General features: G+C 32.3%; 17 protein-coding genes. 12 read left to right on the top strand and 5 right to left on the bottom strand.

Annotated features, from left to right (window positions below; translation table 11 throughout):
* From P3U32_RS08670 to P3U32_RS08655, 4 genes are all read left to right on the top strand, one after another.
* Positions 1 to 807 (top strand): ABC transporter permease, encoded by an 807-nt coding sequence (locus P3U32_RS08670; RefSeq protein WP_323702738.1) that lies wholly within the window; start codon positions 1 to 3, stop codon positions 805 to 807.
* A gap of 1 nt (position 808) precedes the next feature.
* Positions 809 to 1,882, top strand: a complete 1,074-nt coding sequence (locus P3U32_RS08665) for an ABC transporter substrate-binding protein (RefSeq protein ID WP_323702737.1) — start codon at positions 809 to 811, stop codon at positions 1,880 to 1,882.
* Between the two features lie 81 nt (positions 1,883 to 1,963).
* Positions 1,964 to 2,968: a DUF4064 domain-containing protein gene (locus P3U32_RS08660; RefSeq protein WP_323702734.1), complete on the top strand. Its 1,005-nt coding sequence runs from the start codon at positions 1,964 to 1,966 to the stop codon at positions 2,966 to 2,968.
* Positions 2,969 to 3,028: 60 nt separating this feature from the next.
* Positions 3,029 to 3,553, top strand: a complete 525-nt coding sequence (locus P3U32_RS08655; RefSeq protein ID WP_323702733.1) for a DUF4064 domain-containing protein — start codon at positions 3,029 to 3,031, stop codon at positions 3,551 to 3,553.
* A 603-nt stretch (positions 3,554 to 4,156) separates the two neighbouring features.
* On the opposite strand, the gene P3U32_RS08650 is transcribed toward P3U32_RS08655, so the two are convergent.
* Positions 4,157 to 4,768, bottom strand: a complete 612-nt coding sequence (locus tag P3U32_RS08650) for a YktB family protein (RefSeq protein WP_323702732.1) — start codon at positions 4,766 to 4,768, stop codon at positions 4,157 to 4,159.
* A gap of 105 nt (positions 4,769 to 4,873) precedes the next feature.
* Between P3U32_RS08650 and P3U32_RS08645 the strand changes: the two genes are divergently transcribed.
* On the top strand, positions 4,874 to 5,698 hold the full coding sequence (locus P3U32_RS08645; protein WP_323702731.1) for an inositol monophosphatase family protein: 825 nt from the start codon (positions 4,874 to 4,876) through the stop codon (positions 5,696 to 5,698).
* Between the two features lie 77 nt (positions 5,699 to 5,775).
* On the opposite strand, the gene P3U32_RS08640 is transcribed toward P3U32_RS08645, so the two are convergent.
* Positions 5,776 to 5,961 carry a DUF5325 family protein gene (locus P3U32_RS08640; RefSeq protein WP_323702730.1) on the bottom strand — a complete coding sequence of 62 codons (186 nt, stop codon included), beginning with the start codon at positions 5,959 to 5,961 and terminating at the stop codon, positions 5,776 to 5,778.
* A 209-nt stretch (positions 5,962 to 6,170) separates the two neighbouring features.
* On the opposite strand from P3U32_RS08640, the gene typA reads away from it, so the two are divergent.
* Together typA and P3U32_RS08630 are read left to right on the top strand one after the other, a co-directional pair.
* Positions 6,171 to 8,018: a translational GTPase TypA gene (gene typA / locus P3U32_RS08635; RefSeq protein WP_323702729.1), complete on the top strand. Its 1,848-nt coding sequence runs from the start codon at positions 6,171 to 6,173 to the stop codon at positions 8,016 to 8,018.
* A gap of 5 nt (positions 8,019 to 8,023) precedes the next feature.
* On the top strand, positions 8,024 to 8,371 hold the full coding sequence (locus tag P3U32_RS08630; RefSeq protein WP_323702728.1) for a YlaH-like family protein: 348 nt from the start codon (positions 8,024 to 8,026) through the stop codon (positions 8,369 to 8,371).
* A gap of 58 nt (positions 8,372 to 8,429) precedes the next feature.
* On the opposite strand, the gene P3U32_RS08625 is transcribed toward P3U32_RS08630, so the two are convergent.
* Both P3U32_RS08625 and P3U32_RS08620 read right to left on the bottom strand, forming a co-directional pair.
* Positions 8,430 to 8,573: a DUF2197 domain-containing protein gene (locus P3U32_RS08625; protein WP_323702727.1), complete on the bottom strand. Its 144-nt coding sequence runs from the start codon at positions 8,571 to 8,573 to the stop codon at positions 8,430 to 8,432.
* Between the two features lie 2 nt (positions 8,574 to 8,575).
* The gene (locus P3U32_RS08620) at positions 8,576 to 9,058 is read right to left on the bottom strand and encodes a hypothetical protein (protein WP_323702726.1); all 483 of its coding nucleotides are present in this window, start codon (positions 9,056 to 9,058) and stop codon (positions 8,576 to 8,578) included.
* A 139-nt stretch (positions 9,059 to 9,197) separates the two neighbouring features.
* Between P3U32_RS08620 and P3U32_RS08615 the strand changes: the two genes are divergently transcribed.
* The 3 genes from P3U32_RS08615 (at position 9,198) to P3U32_RS08605 (ending at position 14,320) form a co-directional block, all read left to right on the top strand.
* Complete coding sequence (locus P3U32_RS08615) at positions 9,198 to 9,473, top strand: Fpa/YlaN family protein (RefSeq protein ID WP_323702725.1); 276 nt, start codon at positions 9,198 to 9,200, stop codon at positions 9,471 to 9,473.
* Between the two features lie 66 nt (positions 9,474 to 9,539).
* Positions 9,540 to 10,733, top strand: coding sequence for an FtsW/RodA/SpoVE family cell cycle protein (locus P3U32_RS08610; RefSeq protein ID WP_323702724.1), 1,194 nt, complete (start codon positions 9,540 to 9,542; stop codon positions 10,731 to 10,733).
* 143 nt (positions 10,734 to 10,876) lie between these two features.
* Entirely contained in the window at positions 10,877 to 14,320 is a 3,444-nt protein-coding gene (locus P3U32_RS08605; protein ID WP_323702723.1) for a pyruvate carboxylase, read from the top strand.
* Between the two features lie 102 nt (positions 14,321 to 14,422).
* Here P3U32_RS08605 and P3U32_RS08600 read toward each other — a convergent pair whose 3' ends face one another.
* On the bottom strand, positions 14,423 to 15,334 hold the full coding sequence (locus P3U32_RS08600; RefSeq protein WP_323704862.1) for a COX15/CtaA family protein: 912 nt from the start codon (positions 15,332 to 15,334) through the stop codon (positions 14,423 to 14,425).
* A gap of 375 nt (positions 15,335 to 15,709) precedes the next feature.
* On the opposite strand from P3U32_RS08600, the gene cyoE reads away from it, so the two are divergent.
* Together cyoE and coxB are read left to right on the top strand one after the other, a co-directional pair.
* Entirely contained in the window at positions 15,710 to 16,597 is an 888-nt protein-coding gene (cyoE, locus tag P3U32_RS08595; protein WP_323704861.1) for a heme o synthase, read from the top strand.
* 37 nt (positions 16,598 to 16,634) lie between these two features.
* Entirely contained in the window at positions 16,635 to 17,702 is a 1,068-nt protein-coding gene (coxB, locus tag P3U32_RS08590; RefSeq protein WP_323702722.1) for a cytochrome c oxidase subunit II, read from the top strand.
* Positions 17,703 to 17,709 lie beyond the last annotated feature (7 nt).

The raw sequence follows: 17,709 nt of genomic DNA, 5'->3' as shown, positions 1-17,709 counted from the left end.
ATGAAAATAACAGGAAAATTATATTTATCGATAGTACTTGCATTTTTATACTTGCCTATCTTTTTCTTAATTTATTATTCATTTAATGGCGCTGGCAATATGACGCATTTTGAAGGATTTACATTTGATCACTATTTATCCGTATTTCAAAATAAACGATTGATTGTTATTATCGTGAATACAATCGCAGTAGCGTTGTTAGCGGCAAGTATCTCAACTTTAATTGGTATTTGTGGCGCAATTGGTATTCATTATTTAAGAAATAAAAAAATCAAAGTCGGGCTATTAACATTAAATAATATTTTAATGGTAAGTTCAGATGTAGTTATTGGTTCATCATTCTTATTATTATTTACAGTGATTGGACATTATACAGGAATGGGCTTAGGTTTCTGGTCTGTATTAATTTCTCATATTGCATTTTGTGTGCCTATCGTTGTATTACTTGTATTACCAAAATTATACGATATGAATACATCAATGATTGATGCTGCAAGAGATTTAGGTGCAAATTCTTGGCAAACTTTAACGAAAGTCGTTATCCCGCATATTCTTCCAGGCGCAATCGGTGGATTCTTTATGGCGTTAACGTATTCTTTAGATGACTTTACTGTCAGCTTCTTCGTTACAGGTTCTGGCTTCAGCGTACTTTCAGTAGAAGTTTATTCTATGGCGAGAAAAGGCATAACTATGGAAATCAATGCGATTTCAACGTTACTATTCTTATTAGTAATGATATTAATTCTAGGCTATTACTTTATTAAACGTGGCCAACAGAAAAGAAGTCTAAAAAGAGGGGAGAATTAAGATGAAGCAATTAATACAACTGATTGGTATCTCATTAATTGTAGGTGCTTTACTTATATTATCGACTAAACTTATCGATCCCCCGCCAGCAAAAGGAAAAAAAGATGTCATTTACGTTTATAACTGGGGAGAATATATTGACCCAGCATTAACGAAGAAGTTTGAGAAAGAAACTGGCATCAAAGTGGTATATGAAACATTTGATTCAAATGAAGCGATGATGGCAAAAATTAAAAATGGTGGAACACCTTATGATGTTGCTGTGCCAAGTGAATATACCATTCAAAAAATGGCTAAAGAGGACCTACTAATTCCAATTGACCATAAAAAATTATCAAATTTAAAAAATATAGATAAAGATTTTATGAATTTACCATTTGATCCGGGCAATAAATATTCAATACCTTATTTCTGGGGAACGGTCGGCATTCTATATAATCCTGAAAAGACAAAGGGCATTGATTTTAATTCATGGAATAGTCTATGGGATAAAAGGTTAAATAAAGATGTTCTTGTCGTTGATGGAGCAAGAGAAGGTATCGGATTTTCATTAAATAGTATGAATGAAAGTTTAAATGAAACGAATCCAAAGAAATTAGAAAAAGCTCAAAACAAACTTATAAAGTTATCTCCAAATGTTCGTGGTGTTGTCGGTGATGAAATTAACACGATGATGGTTCAAAACGAATCTGATGTCGCGGTTGTATGGAGTGGTATGGCAGCAGATATTATGAGTGAAAATGATAATTTAGATTTTGTTGTACCGAAAGAAGGATCTAATCTATGGTTTGATAATATGGTTATACCAAAGACTGCACAAAATGTAGAAGGTGCACATAAATTTATCAACTTCATATTAGATGAAAAAAATGGTAAACAGAATACTGAATGGGTCGGATATGCGACACCAAATAAAGAATCTTACAAATTGTTAGATAAAGAAACTAGAGAAGACGAAAGATTTTATCCAGATTCAAATATTAGAAAAAAATTAGAAGTTTATAAAGATTTAGGAAAAGAAAATATAGCGAAATATAACGAAGCATTTTTAAAATTTAAAATGTCGTTAAAATAATCATGAAAAAGGGTCTTTGTGGGAAACAGAGGCTCTTTTTTGTTATAATTAAACCTAGTTCAATTAAAGGAGGGAAATATAATGAATTCATATGTAGAACATGTGAGACAACCTGTTGGGAGAGGATTCGAAAGATTTTTTGGATGGCTTGCCTGGTTTATACTCATAGGCGTAACAGCTATATCATTATTTGCTGCCCTTGTCGTATTAAATAATCCGACCAACATAAACAGACTAGAAACATTAATTAATCGATTAAATATTAATATGACTGTGAATGGTCAACTGCTATCATCAAGTGAGCTTGCTCTCAATATACAAAATTGGATTTGGCTATTTATTATCTATTTAATTATTGTATTAATATTTTCATTTATAGCATTAGTGCTCATGAGATGGAGAGTTTTCTCAGCTACTGTATTTTTAATATTAGCAGTGGTTACAATACCGTTATTTATCGTTTTAGTTCCATTATTTTTCTTCTTAGTCAGCATTTTGTTATTTGTAAGAAAAGACAAAATCATTCCGATGCAAGGAAGACAACAAGAACCATTTGTTAAACATGACCAAGATAGAGTCGTTCAGCAACCAAGACCATCACGTCCAGTTCAAGCTGAAAAGGAACAACGTGAAGTTAGAAAAGAAAAGCCAGTAGCTCGTGATGAACATGTTGAGAAACCTGAGAAAGTCGAAGAGACAAGTCAACCAACAGAACAACAAGAAACAGTTTCACAAAGTTCAAATGATGAAGTATTATCACGTAGTAAAAAACATCAAAAACATAAAAAACACAAACAGCCAGTCGTTGAAAATGAAGACAACAATGAACAGACAGAACAAACAGAACAAAATCAAACTGAAGAAGTAGCAACAGAGCAACAAGATCCTTATAATTATGAGACTACTCAAGCAGATGAGTATCAAGCAAGTGAAGAAAAACCTAAAAAAGAAAAAAAACCTAAAAAAGTAAAACCAAACGCTGCAATAGAACGACGTAATAATTATGATCAGCGTATGCAACAACAGAAAAAGTATTTTGAAAATAAAAATCAAGATGCGCAAAATATTACAAATAAAGACAAATAAGGTTGAAATTTCAAAACAAATTGAGATAATAGAAATATAAAATGAATAGGAGGGCAATTAATGAAAAGAACATTAGAGTTTACGCTCTTAATTTTAGGATTGATATGTTCGTTTATTTATATCATATTCGCATTTATTCTGAAAGCTGGTTTAAATGCACCAGATGCACAAGCTCAATTCACTAAAGCATTTGAAGAAAATAATCAGAATAATTCTGAAATAAGTGCTGATCAAGTATTCGCCATGTTAAATCCAGCTTCGAATCTAGTAATAGTTATTTTAATTATCTCTATTATATTTGCAATAGTTGCGATGATTTTTGTTAAAAGACAGCGCATCTTAGCAGGTGTACTAGCAATAATTGCAGGATTAATATCTATCCTTACATTTAACATCTTTTCACTCGTATTTTTCATTGTCGCTGGAATCGTACTTTTTGTGAGAAAAGACGAATCAAAGCATCAATTTGAAGATGTAAACTTCCAAGATAATAATCATAGTGCAGATGATGAGATTTATCATCAAGAGAATGATTTCAATGAAAGACATAAAAAGAAAAAAGATGACGATCCATATATTTATTAATAAAAAAAGGGAGCGGGACAGAAATCTTATTTATATAAAAAAGATTTCGTAGTCCCGCCCCGGCAAGGATGACTAGAGTTGAAAAAAGCTTGATATAAGCGCATTTTCAACTCAGTCATCTACTGCCAAGATGCTAAACGAGGCTGAGACATTAAATTATGTCCCAGCCTCGTTTCTTATATTATGAGATGATGAGTATGTTTGCGCATCTTGGAGAGACTAGCAATTTATCAAGACTGAGCAAACGTGATAAATAGAGTGCCTGAATTTATCAAGACTGAGCAAACGTGATAAATAGAGTGCCTGAATTTATCAAGACTGGACAAACGTGATAAATAGGACGTCCGAATTTATCAAGACTGAGCAAACGTGATAAATAGAATGCTTGAATTTATCAAGACTCGTCGAACGTGATAAATAGAATGGCTGAATTTATCAAGACTGAGCAAACGTGATAAATAGAATGCTTGAATTTATCAAGACTGGACAAACGTGATAAATAGCCATCTGTAAATCACTTATTCCAACTTATAATCTCATAGCAACCATAAAAAAAGTGCGAGGTATGTTCAACATACCTCGTACACATATTATCACTCTCTGTTATTCATAAAACTTGATGAATTCATCGAATGTTTCATTTAAAAATTGAACAAATGCTTTATCTGTCTTCAACACTTCTGATTTAGGGTCTAGTGTTCGAGCAACAAAGAATTCAGCTTTTTTAATGTCTTTTAATCTTTTTATATGATGCTTTAAATCATCTGTAGATAAAGTATCGATTGGTGACTTATCTATTTTATAATGATCAAAACATAATGAATAATCACTTGGTAATGACTCGAGTAAATGTATGTTTTTACTTAAGAAATCTGCCATATGACCTTTGTTTTTATTTTCGTGCATAACACCGAACATTACAAATAATTGTGATTCAAATAAGCCGATTTGAAAGTGTGGTAACATTTTATATCCACGTTGATTTGTGGCAAAGGCTACCCATGTATCTTTTGGTGGATTTACTGTTCTACGTGCATGTTTGGCAACGTGATGATAGAAAGTATCTCCAGTTTGTTCTGTTAAATAATGGCTATATTTTTCACCTAATGCATTTAATTGTGGTCTCACGTGTTCATCTAATGCTTCCATTCTATTTTCTAAACCATCAATACTAAAAACTTTAAAATCTTTTTGTTTAAAAGTATACTTAGACATAGTTGTCCTCCTTATTACTATGGTACTATACATACATTTTATCATAATTTTTTTTGAATATATAAAGAACAATGCTAATATAATATTATTGTAGGGGGTCTTTTCATGGAAATATATAAATTTGGTTATAGCATCATTAAAGAAGCGGGTAGTAAGATTCGTGAATCTATAGGCGAAGAGCTTCAAATTGAAACAAAATCAAATCCCAATGACTTAGTGACAAACATCGATAAAGAAACAGAGGAAAGACTTTTTAAACAAATTCATGATAAATATCCTGAACATCATATTCTTGGTGAAGAAGGACATGGTAAGGATATTAAAGATACAAATGGCGTGTTATGGATTATTGATCCTATTGACGGTACTTTAAACTTTGTACATCAGCAAGAAAATTTTGCTATATCCATTGGTATTTTTATAGATGGTGAAAAGTATGCTGGTTTTGTTTATGATGTGATGAATGACAAATTGTATCATGCTTTAGCTGGACAAGGGGCGTGGTTAAATGATCAAGCGTTGAAACCGCTCGAACATACAGAGTTGAAAAAGAGTTTGATATCGACCAATCCATTATGGTTAACTAAGGAAAAACTTTATCCAATATATGCACCGATTGTTGATCAATCAAGAAGTACGCGTGCGTATGGATCAGCTGCTTTAGATTTTGCTAATGTAGCTAAAGGAATAACAAGTGCATATTTAACGATGAGGTTACAGCCTTGGGATTTTGCTGGTGGATTAGTAATCGTTGAAGAGGTTGGTGCAATTGTTACAAATCAATTAGGTGAACCATTAAATATATTAGAAGCCAATTCGATATTGATTGGAAATAAAGCGATACACGATGAAATATTAAACCAATATTTCTTGCCACATCGTGCGTTACTTTCCGAGATTCATTCAGATAGATTTAGAGGAAAATCGTAAATAAGTGATTTAATAAATAGAGTCTGAGACATTAAATTATGTCTCAGACTCATTCAGTTTAATAATATAATTTTAAATTAAAGCCAACCATTTTCACGATATTTCTTTTTAAGCGTGAAGCCGTAACCCATTGTAGCAATAATTAACAATACAGCTAGCAACATGAATAAGATAGAACCTTCTGCTAACGCAAAGCTAAAAGCTAAAAGGAAAATCGTAACTATTAAAGCAAGTAAGACAAATATTGCTTTAGATTTTTTCATTTATACTCATCCTTTAACCGTTTTCATTGTTTTATTATGGGCTAGTTTTCATTAAAAATCAACCTTGAAACGAGGAACGTTTTGAATAAGATTCACGTTAATTTGAGTAAATATGGACAATAATAGTTATTTTTCTAAGGATTTATGTTATAATTACCAAGTTATAAATATAAATCGAACAAATTTAATTTGGAGAGGAAAATTTTTGCATGACTAATTTAAGAGAGAATGTACGTAACATTGCAATAATTGCCCACGTAGACCATGGGAAAACGACTTTAGTAGACGAATTATTAAAACAATCTGGTATTTTCCGTGAAAATGAACATATAGCAGAACGTGCAATGGATTCAAATGATTTAGAAAAAGAAAGAGGAATCACAATATTAGCCAAAAATACGGCAATTAATTATAAAGATCACCGTATAAATATATTAGACACACCAGGACATGCCGATTTTGGTGGAGAAGTTGAACGTATTATGAAAATGGTTGATGGTGTAGTATTAGTAGTTGATGCATACGAAGGTACAATGCCTCAAACACGTTTCGTACTTAAAAAAGCATTAGAACAAAATTTAAAACCTGTAGTAGTTGTAAATAAAATTGATAAACCATCAGCTAGACCTGAACAAGTCGTTGATGAAGTATTAGATTTATTTATTGAACTAGATGCTAATGATGAGCAACTTGAATTCCCAGTTGTATATGCATCAGCATTAAGTGGAACAGCTAGTTTAGATACTGAAAAACAAGATGAAAACATGCAATGTTTATATGAAACAATCTTAGAATATATTCCAGCTCCTATCGATAATAGAGAAGAACCTTTACAATTCCAAGTAGCATTATTAGATTATAATGACTATGTAGGACGTATCGGTATTGGCCGTGTATTTAGAGGTACAATTAAAGTTGGTCAACAAGTTTCATTGGTTAAGATCGACGGTACAATTAAAAACTTCAGAGTATCAAAAATATTTGGTTTCTTTGGTTTAAATCGTGTTGAGATTGACGAAGCTTATGCTGGGGACTTAATTGCAGTAAGTGGTATGGAAGATATCAACGTTGGTGAAACTGTAACACCTCAAGATAATGTTGAAGCTTTACCTATCTTACGTATTGATGAGCCAACTTTAGAAATGACATTCTCAGTAAATAACTCACCATTTGCTGGTAAAGAAGGTACTTTCGTTACTGCTCGTAAGATCGAAGAAAGATTAGAAACACAATTAGAAACAGATGTATCATTACGTGTTACACCTACTGAATCACCAGATGCATGGGTAGTAGCTGGTCGTGGTGAATTACATTTATCTATTCTTATTGAAAATATGAGACGTGAAGGTTATGAATTACAAGTTTCTAAACCTCAAGTTATCATTAAAGAAGTAGATGGCGTTAAATGTGAACCTTACGAACGTGTTCAAATCGATGTTCCTGATGAATATACAGGTGCAATTATTGAATCACTTGGATCACGTAAAGGTGAAATGTTAGATATGCAATCTAATGAAAATGGTCAAACTAAATTAATCTTTATCGTACCAGCACGTGGACTAATCGGTTACTCAACTGAATTCATGTCTATGACACGTGGTTATGGTATTATCAACCATACATTTGATTCATACCGTCCAAGAATTAAAGGACGTATTGGTGGTAGAAGAAATGGTGTGCTTGTTTCTATCGATAAAGGTGTTGCAAGTACGTACGCAATCTTGAACTTAGAAGATAGAGGCGTAAACTTCATGGAACCTGGTACTGAAGTATATGAAGGTATGATTGTTGGTGAAAATACACGTGATAACGACTTAACAGTTAATATTACAAAAGTTAAAGCAGCAAACAACATCCGTTCAGCTACAAAAGAACAAACAACAACTATGAAAAAACCAAGAGTTTTAACTTTAGAAGAAGCTTTAGAATACTTAAATGATGATGAGTTAGTAGAAGTTACTCCTGAATCTATTCGTTTAAGAAAGAAAATTTTAGAAAAAGCAGAAAGAGAACGTGCTCAAAAGAGACAAAAAATGGCTGAACAAGAAGAGGAGTGATATAGATGCTCTTAGTTGCTAAAAATGTTAGTGTTGATCCATCAGAAAGACTTTCATTTTTTGGTAAGTTATTTAGAGTAGATGAGAACCCAGAACTTGGTATGATGCTTTTATTAATAACAATCTTTGTACTTAGTGCAATTGTTTATAATTTAGGATTTGCAAGAAAACTCAAGTTTTGGCAAAACATTATTATCTATATTCTACTATTCTTAGGATGTTTATTATTAACATTCCTTGCAGTATTTTTACCAATAGGTGAAAGCTTAATTATTGCAGCAATAGTACTTGGTCTCTATCGTTATCGACTTCATAAAGAACGTAATAGTCAACAAAATAGCGATGAAATATAAGAAACAGCGCTTAAACTGGATTTAAATCCAAAGTTTAAGCGCTGTTTTTTTATAAAAATTATTTTGGTTTATCTAATTTAGATTTACATTGATCACACATAAATGTACGAATGGGGTGGTTTCTTAATCTCTTTGCTTCTAAAGATTTAGAATCTAAGTTAACAACAGTATCACAAATGATACATTTAACTTTCTTAACCATTATTATACAACCTCAATTTCAGCAACGTAACTGAATTTGTTTTGATAACCATTCTCTTGATCATATGTGAATGCATCTATTTTTCCATCTTTATATATCATCTTTCCATCTTTAGAAAAATGGAAAAATAAATATGGCCATTGTTCGATAGGAATCTCTATAGATTCTTTATCATTTTTTAAAAGAACTTTTGTTGCATCGTCGTTTGGCTCTGAATTTTTAATAAATGGCATCGCATTGATCACGAATGTCTCTTCTAAAAATGAACGTTTTTTATAAGACGTTTCACTATTTAAAGTAGGTGGCATCGTTGCACCTTCTAAGATTGCGCGATTCCATGCAACATTATTTTCAAATTCAATTGGTCTTTCACCATTGAAAATCCCCTTTTCTAGGTCTTCGATTTTCACTTTACGATCATCGAATATCCATGTTGTTGCGTCTAATGTAATATTAAATTTTGAATTCCCTTTGATTTGTATCAATATTTTTCACTCCTATCAATCTAACAATTTAATTTTAACATATTTGAAATGATTTACGTTCTGTTTTCGCTTGCAATTTTCACATTTGTAAGCTAAAATTTTATAAGTATAGAAACTAAAAATTAAGGGGGAGTATGTCATGCATTACGATTCAGATATTCGTCAGAAGGCATATGACCAATTATATAACGATTCTGAAAAGATTCTTCAACTTATAAAAGTACAAATGGACAATTTAACAATGCCACAATGTCCATTATATGAGGAAGTTTTAGATACGCAAATGTTTGGTCTTCAAAAGGAAGTTGATTTTGCAGTACAAATTGGACTTGTTGAAAGAGAAAAGGGTCAGACACTTATGGCAAGTTTAGAGAAAGAATTATCTAAATTGCATGATGCTTTCACAAATGTTTAAATGATACAAAGTCTAGAGAGGAGAAATCTTTCTTTAGACTTATTTTTTTAGAATTGGAATGAGTAGATGGATTATATTAAACGTTTTTTCCTGTATATTAAGGATTACTCGAAATACATAGATTTTACACTATTGATTACTTATATTATTTTATCGTTTATAGGATTAGTGATGGTTTATAGTGCAAGTATGGTCGCAGCAACAAAAGGGACGCTCACTGGTGGTGTTCCAGTTTCAGGCACTTACTTCTTTGTTCGACAGTTGATGTATTGTATTATGGGATTTTGTATTGTATTTTTCATGTCGTACTTTATGCATATCAACATATTGAAGAATAAACGTGTTCAGCAAGTCATTATATTTTCAATATTTGGTTTGTTAATTTTAACATTGCTCGTTGGTACGCAAATCAATGGTGCGAAAAGTTGGATTAACTTAGGTTTCATGAATTTACAAGCATCTGAAATTTTAAAAGTAGTGATTATCTTATATTTATCATTCATAATTGATAAACGACGAAATCGATTAAAGCAATTTAAACTTGCCTTAATGATGCCATTGTTCTTAATTGGTACATGTATCGGTTTAGTATTATTACAAAATGATACAGGGCAAGCAATTATTCTTTGTATGATTGTATTTTGTATCTTTGCATATTCAGGTATCGGTATTAAAGCGATATTAAAATGGTCCGGACCGATCTTTGCTGGTGTTGTTCTATTAGTCATATTTAGTTTTGTGTTTAAGGGTGGAATATTATCTCAGCACCAAGCTGACCGTTTCCACGTATTAGAAAATCCATTTAATTATGAAAGTGGTATCGGATATCATTTAGCTAATTCATTATTAGCAATTGGTAATGGCGGATTATTTGGTAGAGGTTTAGGTAATGGTATTATGAAATTAGGATATTTACCGGAACCTCATACCGACTTTATATTTGCAGTAATCGCGGAAGAACTTGGTTTAGTAGGCGTACTATTTATTATCGGTTTACTTATGTTTATTGTCTATAAAGGCTTCTTATATGCAGCACTAACAGAATCTTATTTCTTTAAACTTGTTTGTGTTGGTATATCTAGTTATATAGGTGTACAAACATTTGTTAACTTAGCAGGAATCTCAGGAACGATACCATTAACAGGTGTACCATTACCATTTATGACGTTTGGTGGTTCATCGATGATGAGCTTGAGTATTGCAACTGGTATACTGTTATTAACGGCGAAACAAATCAGAATCGAACAGTCACATAGGTGATGTAATATTGCATATTTACACATAGAAATTAATAAAATATAGTGAAAAAGCGGATTATAGTAGAATATAATCCGTTTTTTTTATATAATGGGTTAATATAATGTTTTTAGAAAATTCAAATACATTGAGGGGAGCCTCCAAATATGAGCAAAATTAACAAATTATTAGTAGCCAATCGAGGCGAAATTGCTATAAGAATTTTTAGGGCTGCAACAGAGCTAAATATAGAAACAGTAGCTATTTATTCAAATGAAGATTTAGGTGCTTTACACAGATATAAAGCAGATGAATCTTATTTAGTAGATGAGAACTTAGGACCAACAGAAAGTTATTTAGATATAGAAGCGATTATTAAAGTCGCGAAAAAAGCAAATGTAGATGCAATACATCCTGGTTATGGATTTTTAAGTGAAAACAAAACTTTCGCACAAAGATGTGCCGAAGAAGGTATCAAATTTATTGGACCTGAACTTAAACATTTAGATATGTTCGGTGATAAAGTAAAAGCAAGAGCAACTGCAATTGCTGCGGACCTTCCAGTCATTCCAGGTACTGATGGATCAGTAGGAACTTTTGAAGAAGTTGAAGCATTTACAAATGAAAATGGATTTCCAGTAATAATCAAAGCCATCTCTGGTGGTGGCGGAAAAGGTATGCGTATCGTCAATGAAGCAAAAGATTTAGAAGATGCATATCAACGTGCGCAATCTGAAGCAGGTAAATCATTTGGTAATAGCGAAGTTTATGTAGAAAAATACATAGATCAACCGAAACATATTGAAGTTCAAATTATGGGAGATGAACATGGTAACTTAGTTCATTTATATGAAAGAGATTGTTCTGTACAAAGAAGACATCAAAAAGTTGTCGAAGTTGCACCTTCAGTATCTTTAGGTGAAGACTTAAGGCATCGCATATGTGATGCAGCATTAGATTTAATGAAGAAAATCGGATATGTTAATGCAGGAACAGTTGAATTTTTAGTGTCTGGAGATGAATTCTTCTTTATTGAAGTGAATCCACGTGTACAAGTTGAACATACGATTACTGAAATGGTAACGGGTGTTGATATTGTTAAGACGCAAATTTTAGTTGCACAAGGTGAGGAATTACATGGCGATAAAATTGAAATGCCTAAACAAGAAGATATCACAGCGACAGGATTTGCAATTCAAAGTAGGATCACGACTGAAGATCCATTAAATGATTTCATGCCAGATACAGGTAAAATCATTGCATACAGATCAAGTGGTGGTTTTGGCGTAAGATTGGATGCTGGTGATGGATTTGAAGGTGCTGAAATTTCACCATATTATGATTCATTATTAGTGAAAGTTTCAACGCATGCCATTACATTAAGACAAGCAACTGAAAAAATGTTACGTTCATTAAAAGAAATGAGAATTAGAGGTATTAAAACAAATATACCGTTCTTATACAATGTCGTTAATCACGAAAAGTTTGCTAAAGGGACATATACAACTAAGTTCTTAGAAAATAATCCTGAACTATTTGAAATTACTCCATCACGAGATAGAGGTACTAAAACACTACAATATATCGGTAATATTTCAGTGAATGGATTCCCTAGTGTTCAAAAACGTGAGAAACCATATTTTGAAAAATTCAAAACTGAAGAAGTAACAAAAGAAGAATTGTCATCATTATCAGGTACAAAGCAAATATTAGAACAACAAGGACCAGATGGCGTTAGTAAATGGTTAAAAGAACAAGAAGATGTACTATTAACGGATACGACGTTTAGAGATGCGCATCAATCATTATTAGCAACTCGTATGAGAACGTACGATATGTTACAGATTGCACCTGAAACAGCGAAACATTTAAATGATGCATTTTCATTAGAAATGTGGGGCGGTGCAACATTTGATGTAGCCTATAATTTCTTGAAAGAAAATCCTTGGGAACGATTAACACGTTTACGTAAAAATATCCCGAACGTACTTTTCCAAATGTTATTACGTGCTTCTAATGCTGTTGGATACAAAAACTATCCTGATAATGTTATTGAGAAGTTCGTAAAAGAAAGTGCAGAAGCCGGAATTGATGTATTTAGAATCTTTGATTCATTAAACTGGTTAGATCAAATGAAAGTAGCGAACGAGGCGGTTCAAAAATCAGGTAAGATTTCAGAAGGTGCAATTTGCTACACGGGTGATATTTTAAATCCAGAAAGATCAAATGTTTATACATTAGATTACTATATAAACCTTGCTAAAGAATTACAAAGTGAAGGCGTACATATTTTAGGTATTAAAGATATGGCCGGATTACTTAAACCAAAAGCAGCGTTTGAATTAATTAGTGAATTAAAAACACATGTAGACATTCCAATTCATCTTCATACACATGATACAAGTGGTAATGGATTAATGATTTATGAAAGTGCGATAAAAGCAGGGGTAGATGTAATAGATACAGCTGTTGCTAGTATGAGTGGTACAACATCTCAACCATCCGCCAATTCATTGTATTATGCATTGAGTGGTAATGAGCGAAATGTAAGAACAAATATTGAAGGACTAGAGAGATTATCTCAATATTGGGATACAGTTAGAAATTATTACTCTGACTTCGAAAGTGATATTCGTTCTCCACATACAGAAATTTATCAACATGAAATGCCAGGTGGACAATATTCTAACTTAAGTCAACAAGCGAAAAGTTTAGGATTAGGTGAGCGCTTTAATGAAGTTAAAGATATGTATAAACGTGTGAACTTATTATTTGGTGATGTTGTAAAAGTAACACCATCTTCAAAAGTAGTTGGAGACATGGCATTATATATGGTACAAAATGATCTAGATGAAGAAAGCGTAATTAAACGTGGACGTTCATTAGACTTCCCTGAATCAGTAGTATCATTCTTTAAAGGTGAAATTGGACAACCTGTGAATGGTTTCAATAAATCTTTACAAGATGTTATATTAAAAGGCCAAAAACCACTTGATTCAAGACCAGGTGAATTATTAGAGCCTGTTGATTTTGAAGCATTACGTGAAGAATTACAAAGTAAACAACAAGGTGAAGTGACTGAACAAGATTTAATCAGTTATGCGATTTATCCGAAAGTGTATGAACAATATATTCGTACATACGAAAGTTTCGGTAACTTATCATTATTAGATACACCAACATTCTTATTCGGTATGGCTAAGAATGAAACTGTTGAAATAACAATTGATAAAGGTAAAATTCTTATCGTTAAATTGTTATCAATAGGACATGTTTATGAAGACGGTCATCGTTGGGTTTACTATGAATTAAATGGTCAGCCAAGAAAAGTATATGTTAAAGATGAACACGTTAAAGTTTCTGATGCGATACTTCAAAAAGCAGACTTAAGTAATGAATCACATATTGGTGCACAAATGCCTGGAACAATTTCAGAAGTGAAAGTAAAACAAGGCGATGAAGTGAAACAAGGTGATGCCTTAATCATTACCGAAGCAATGAAAATGGAAACAACAATACAAGCGCCATTTGATGGAACGGTAAGTAATATTTATGTTTCAGCAGGAGACAGTATACAAACTCAAGATTTAATTATAACTGTAGATAAATAAAAGAGAGTGGCTGAGACATTATATTATGTCCCAGCCACTTTTTTTATATTTAAATTCAAAAAATCGGATGGGACATCGTGTCCCATCCGATTTCATATTAGATTAAGATTTTCTCTTGGATCTTGCAATCAACATGATGAAATAACAGAGTAAACCAAATAGCATCGTAATAAATAATGCATGTAATAAAGCGATAAATAAATTCACTCTAGTTAAAACTGATAAAGCACCTGTTGTTACTTGTAAACAAACAAGTATGAAAGCTAATGTCCAACCATATTTAATGACACGATATTGTGAATACTTTTTGAAAGTATAAATGAAGATATATAATATCCAAATAAATATAAAGAAGGCGAGTGTTCGGTGTGTCATTTGCACCCACTCATAAAAGTTTCCAGGTAATCCAAGACTACCATTGTGACATAGTGGCCAACTTAAACATGCTAAACTTGCGTCGGCATGTCTTACTAATGCTCCTGAATATATAACGATATAAATATAAAATGTAACGCCGTAAGTATGGAATTTTAAATGCTTATCAATTACTAAACGCGTTGCTTCGAATTTCTGATCGACTTCATAAATAATTAATGTAAGTAATAAGACAGATGCAAAACTAATAAGTGAAATACCGAAGTGTAATGATAAAATGAAATCATTTTGTTGCCAAATAACGGCAGCGGCACCAATTAACGCTTGTGCAAATATAAATGCAATACTCGTGATACAAAGTGGTTTAACTTCACGAATATGTCCGAGTTTAACCCAACTTAAATATGATAATAAGCATACAAGAATCAATGCTAATCCTGAAACACCTCTGTGTGCTAATTCTATAATTGTTTCTATTGGCCAATTAGATGGGATGAAAGATCCGTTACATAATGGCCATGAACTTCCGCAACCATCAGCTGATCCTGTCTTTGTAACTAAGGCTCCACCTAATTGTACAAATAGCATCACAATCGTTGCTATAGTAGATAGCCATTTTAAGAATTTATCACTAAACAATATGAACACCTCAAGTAAAATAAAATTCATATTTAAACTACTATAAAATGGGCTTTATTCTAAAATAAACCTTATTTATGTTTAAAAATATGATAGAATTTAAGAGAACACCGTATTAACATTTATTGTATCTTTTTAATACGATTCTGTTTTAAACACTAATATCTATAGTATAACAATGAAAAGGGATTGTAAATGTTACACAATAATGACTTTTTATGATATCTGCAGAAAAGCAATAAAATGTCAAAATTTTGTTTCAAAAATGTATAGATAATGTGACAATTTTCATATATCATTGAGTTATATGTGAAAGTTATGGAAGGAGGGACAAATTTGCAACAAAATCAATATAGTGTAGCTTCTGAGAAGGACATTGTGACAGGTAGACTTACGTTATATGAATTAAAAGCCATTATTAAAATGGGACTTGTTCAAGGGAATCTAATTCCAACATTTGCAGGTGCTTGGCTTGCAATTGTATTTGGTGGATTTCACTTCTTCCAAAGTTTGCCGGTAGTATTACTTATGATGGTCGGAACAACGTTAATTATGGGCGGAGCTTGTGCAATTAACAATTACTATGATCAAGATATAGATTCGATCATGCCATCTAAACAGAAAAGACCAACAGTTAATGGAAGAATTAATGACAAACACTTAATTCAACTCAGTTTTGGTTTGATGATTGTGGGTGAAATTTTATTATTCATGATTAATATGCAAACCGGAATCATTGGATTATTAGGCATATTTGGGTATGTCGTGTTGTACTCCATTTGGTCAAAAAGACATACAGTTTGGAATACTGTTGTAGGTAGTTTTCCAGGTGCAGTGCCACCACTAATTGGATGGGCTTGTATTGATCCATCATTAAGTCCACTAGCATGGTTACTATTTTTAGTGCTATTTGCATGGCAACCGGCACATTTCTATGCTTTAGCATATCGTCGTAAAGATGAATATGCATTAGCTAAAGTACCAATGTTGCCTTCAGTGAAAAGTTTCAATAGAACAAGATTAAGTATGTTGTTTTGGGTTTTATTATTATTACCGTTACCATTCTTAATGACACAACTAGGTACGGCATTTATTATCATCGCTACTTTACTTAATTTAGCGTGGATGATATTAGCTTTTTATGGTTTTAAAAAAGACATAAACAAATCAAAATGGGCGATGAGCATGTTTATTTTTTCTTTGAATTATCTTGTTATTTTCTTTGCTATGACGGTAGTAGTATCAGTCATACAGTTAATATAATTAATTTGAATGAATGCATGAAAGAGGGGTTAAACGAATGAAGACACGTTTAAAAAACACGAAAATGTTCGGTTTGCTTGCTACACTACTGTTTGTTCTAGCAGGGTGTGGCGAACCACATTTATCGGTACTTCGACCAGCTGGTGAAGTTGCTGATAAACAATTCTTTTTATTAATGCTTTCGATAGGCATTATGTTGCTTGTTATTGTTATAGTAGTTATTATTTTCTTAATTGCAATGCTTAAATTCCGTCGAAAAAAATTAGGAGAAGATTTTGTTCCTAAAGATGTGGAAGGGAACCACAAACTAGAATTAGTTTGGACAATCATCCCAATTATTTTACTTATTGTTTTAGCGATTCCAACTGTCATGCTTACATTCTCATTAGGAGATACGAAAGCAATTGACAAAGTAGATGAAAAAGGAAACAGTAAAGAACTTGTTATTGATGTTACAGCGAATCTTTATTGGTGGGAATTCAGCTATCCAAACGAGAAAGTCGTTACCAGCCAAGAATTAGTTGTACCTACAGATAAAAAAGTTTACTTCAGATTACATTCAGCTGATGTTAAACACTCATTCTGGGTACCAGCTGTCGGCGGTAAAATGGATACAAACGTTGAAGGCATAAATAAATTCTATCTTGAATTTAATGATAAAAAAGCCAAAGATGTTAAAAACTTATTCTATGGTAAGTGTGCTGAGTTATGTGGTCCATCACATGCTTTAATGGACTTTAAAGTGAAAGCCCTACCACAAGATGACTTTGACAAATGGGTTAAAGATATGAAATCTATTGATAAACCAGTAGCAGCGACTTCTAGTCAAGCTAAAGAAGGTGAAAAGGTATTTAATAAATCATGTGCAGGTTGTCACGCAGTAACACCAACTGGTGAAGGTGCTAAAGGCCCTAACTTAACTAACTTCGGTGATCGCGATTTAATCGCTGGTTATTTAAAACATGATGATGAAAACCTTAAAAAATGGATTAAAGACCCAGAAAGCATTAAGCCTGGTAATAAAATGACTGGTCAATACAAAGTTTCTGATGAAGACATTGATGCTTTATCTGCCTACTTAATGGAAAGAAAAGTTGATAAGTAAGAATTGA

The organism is Mammaliicoccus sp. Dog046, from assembly GCF_034039665.1.
Lineage (GTDB): Bacteria > Bacillota > Bacilli > Staphylococcales > Staphylococcaceae > Mammaliicoccus.
Note: the sequence above shows the minus strand (reverse complement) of the source record. Positions and strands in the feature narration are given on the sequence as shown.

What these genes read in the sequence shown, in the direction of transcription:
- P3U32_RS08670 (WP_323702738.1), top strand. Translation starts at nt 1, where the DNA reads ATGAAAATAACAGGAAAATTATATTTATCGATAGTACTTGCATTTTTA.
- P3U32_RS08665 (WP_323702737.1), top strand. Translation starts at nt 809, where the DNA reads ATGAAGCAATTAATACAACTGATTGGTATCTCATTAATTGTAGGTGCT.
- P3U32_RS08660 (WP_323702734.1), top strand. Translation starts at nt 1,964, where the DNA reads ATGAATTCATATGTAGAACATGTGAGACAACCTGTTGGGAGAGGATTC.
- P3U32_RS08655 (WP_323702733.1), top strand. Translation starts at nt 3,029, where the DNA reads ATGAAAAGAACATTAGAGTTTACGCTCTTAATTTTAGGATTGATATGT.
- P3U32_RS08650 (WP_323702732.1), bottom strand. Translation starts at nt 4,768, where the DNA reads ATGTCTAAGTATACTTTTAAACAAAAAGATTTTAAAGTTTTTAGTATT.
- P3U32_RS08645 (WP_323702731.1), top strand. Translation starts at nt 4,874, where the DNA reads ATGGAAATATATAAATTTGGTTATAGCATCATTAAAGAAGCGGGTAGT.
- P3U32_RS08640 (WP_323702730.1), bottom strand. Translation starts at nt 5,961, where the DNA reads ATGAAAAAATCTAAAGCAATATTTGTCTTACTTGCTTTAATAGTTACG.
- typA (WP_323702729.1), top strand. Translation starts at nt 6,171, where the DNA reads ATGACTAATTTAAGAGAGAATGTACGTAACATTGCAATAATTGCCCAC.
- P3U32_RS08630 (WP_323702728.1), top strand. Translation starts at nt 8,024, where the DNA reads ATGCTCTTAGTTGCTAAAAATGTTAGTGTTGATCCATCAGAAAGACTT.
- P3U32_RS08625 (WP_323702727.1), bottom strand. Translation starts at nt 8,573, where the DNA reads ATGGTTAAGAAAGTTAAATGTATCATTTGTGATACTGTTGTTAACTTA.
- P3U32_RS08615 (WP_323702725.1), top strand. Translation starts at nt 9,198, where the DNA reads ATGCATTACGATTCAGATATTCGTCAGAAGGCATATGACCAATTATAT.
- P3U32_RS08610 (WP_323702724.1), top strand. Translation starts at nt 9,540, where the DNA reads ATGGATTATATTAAACGTTTTTTCCTGTATATTAAGGATTACTCGAAA.
- P3U32_RS08605 (WP_323702723.1), top strand. Translation starts at nt 10,877, where the DNA reads ATGAGCAAAATTAACAAATTATTAGTAGCCAATCGAGGCGAAATTGCT.
- coxB (WP_323702722.1), top strand. Translation starts at nt 16,635, where the DNA reads ATGAAGACACGTTTAAAAAACACGAAAATGTTCGGTTTGCTTGCTACA.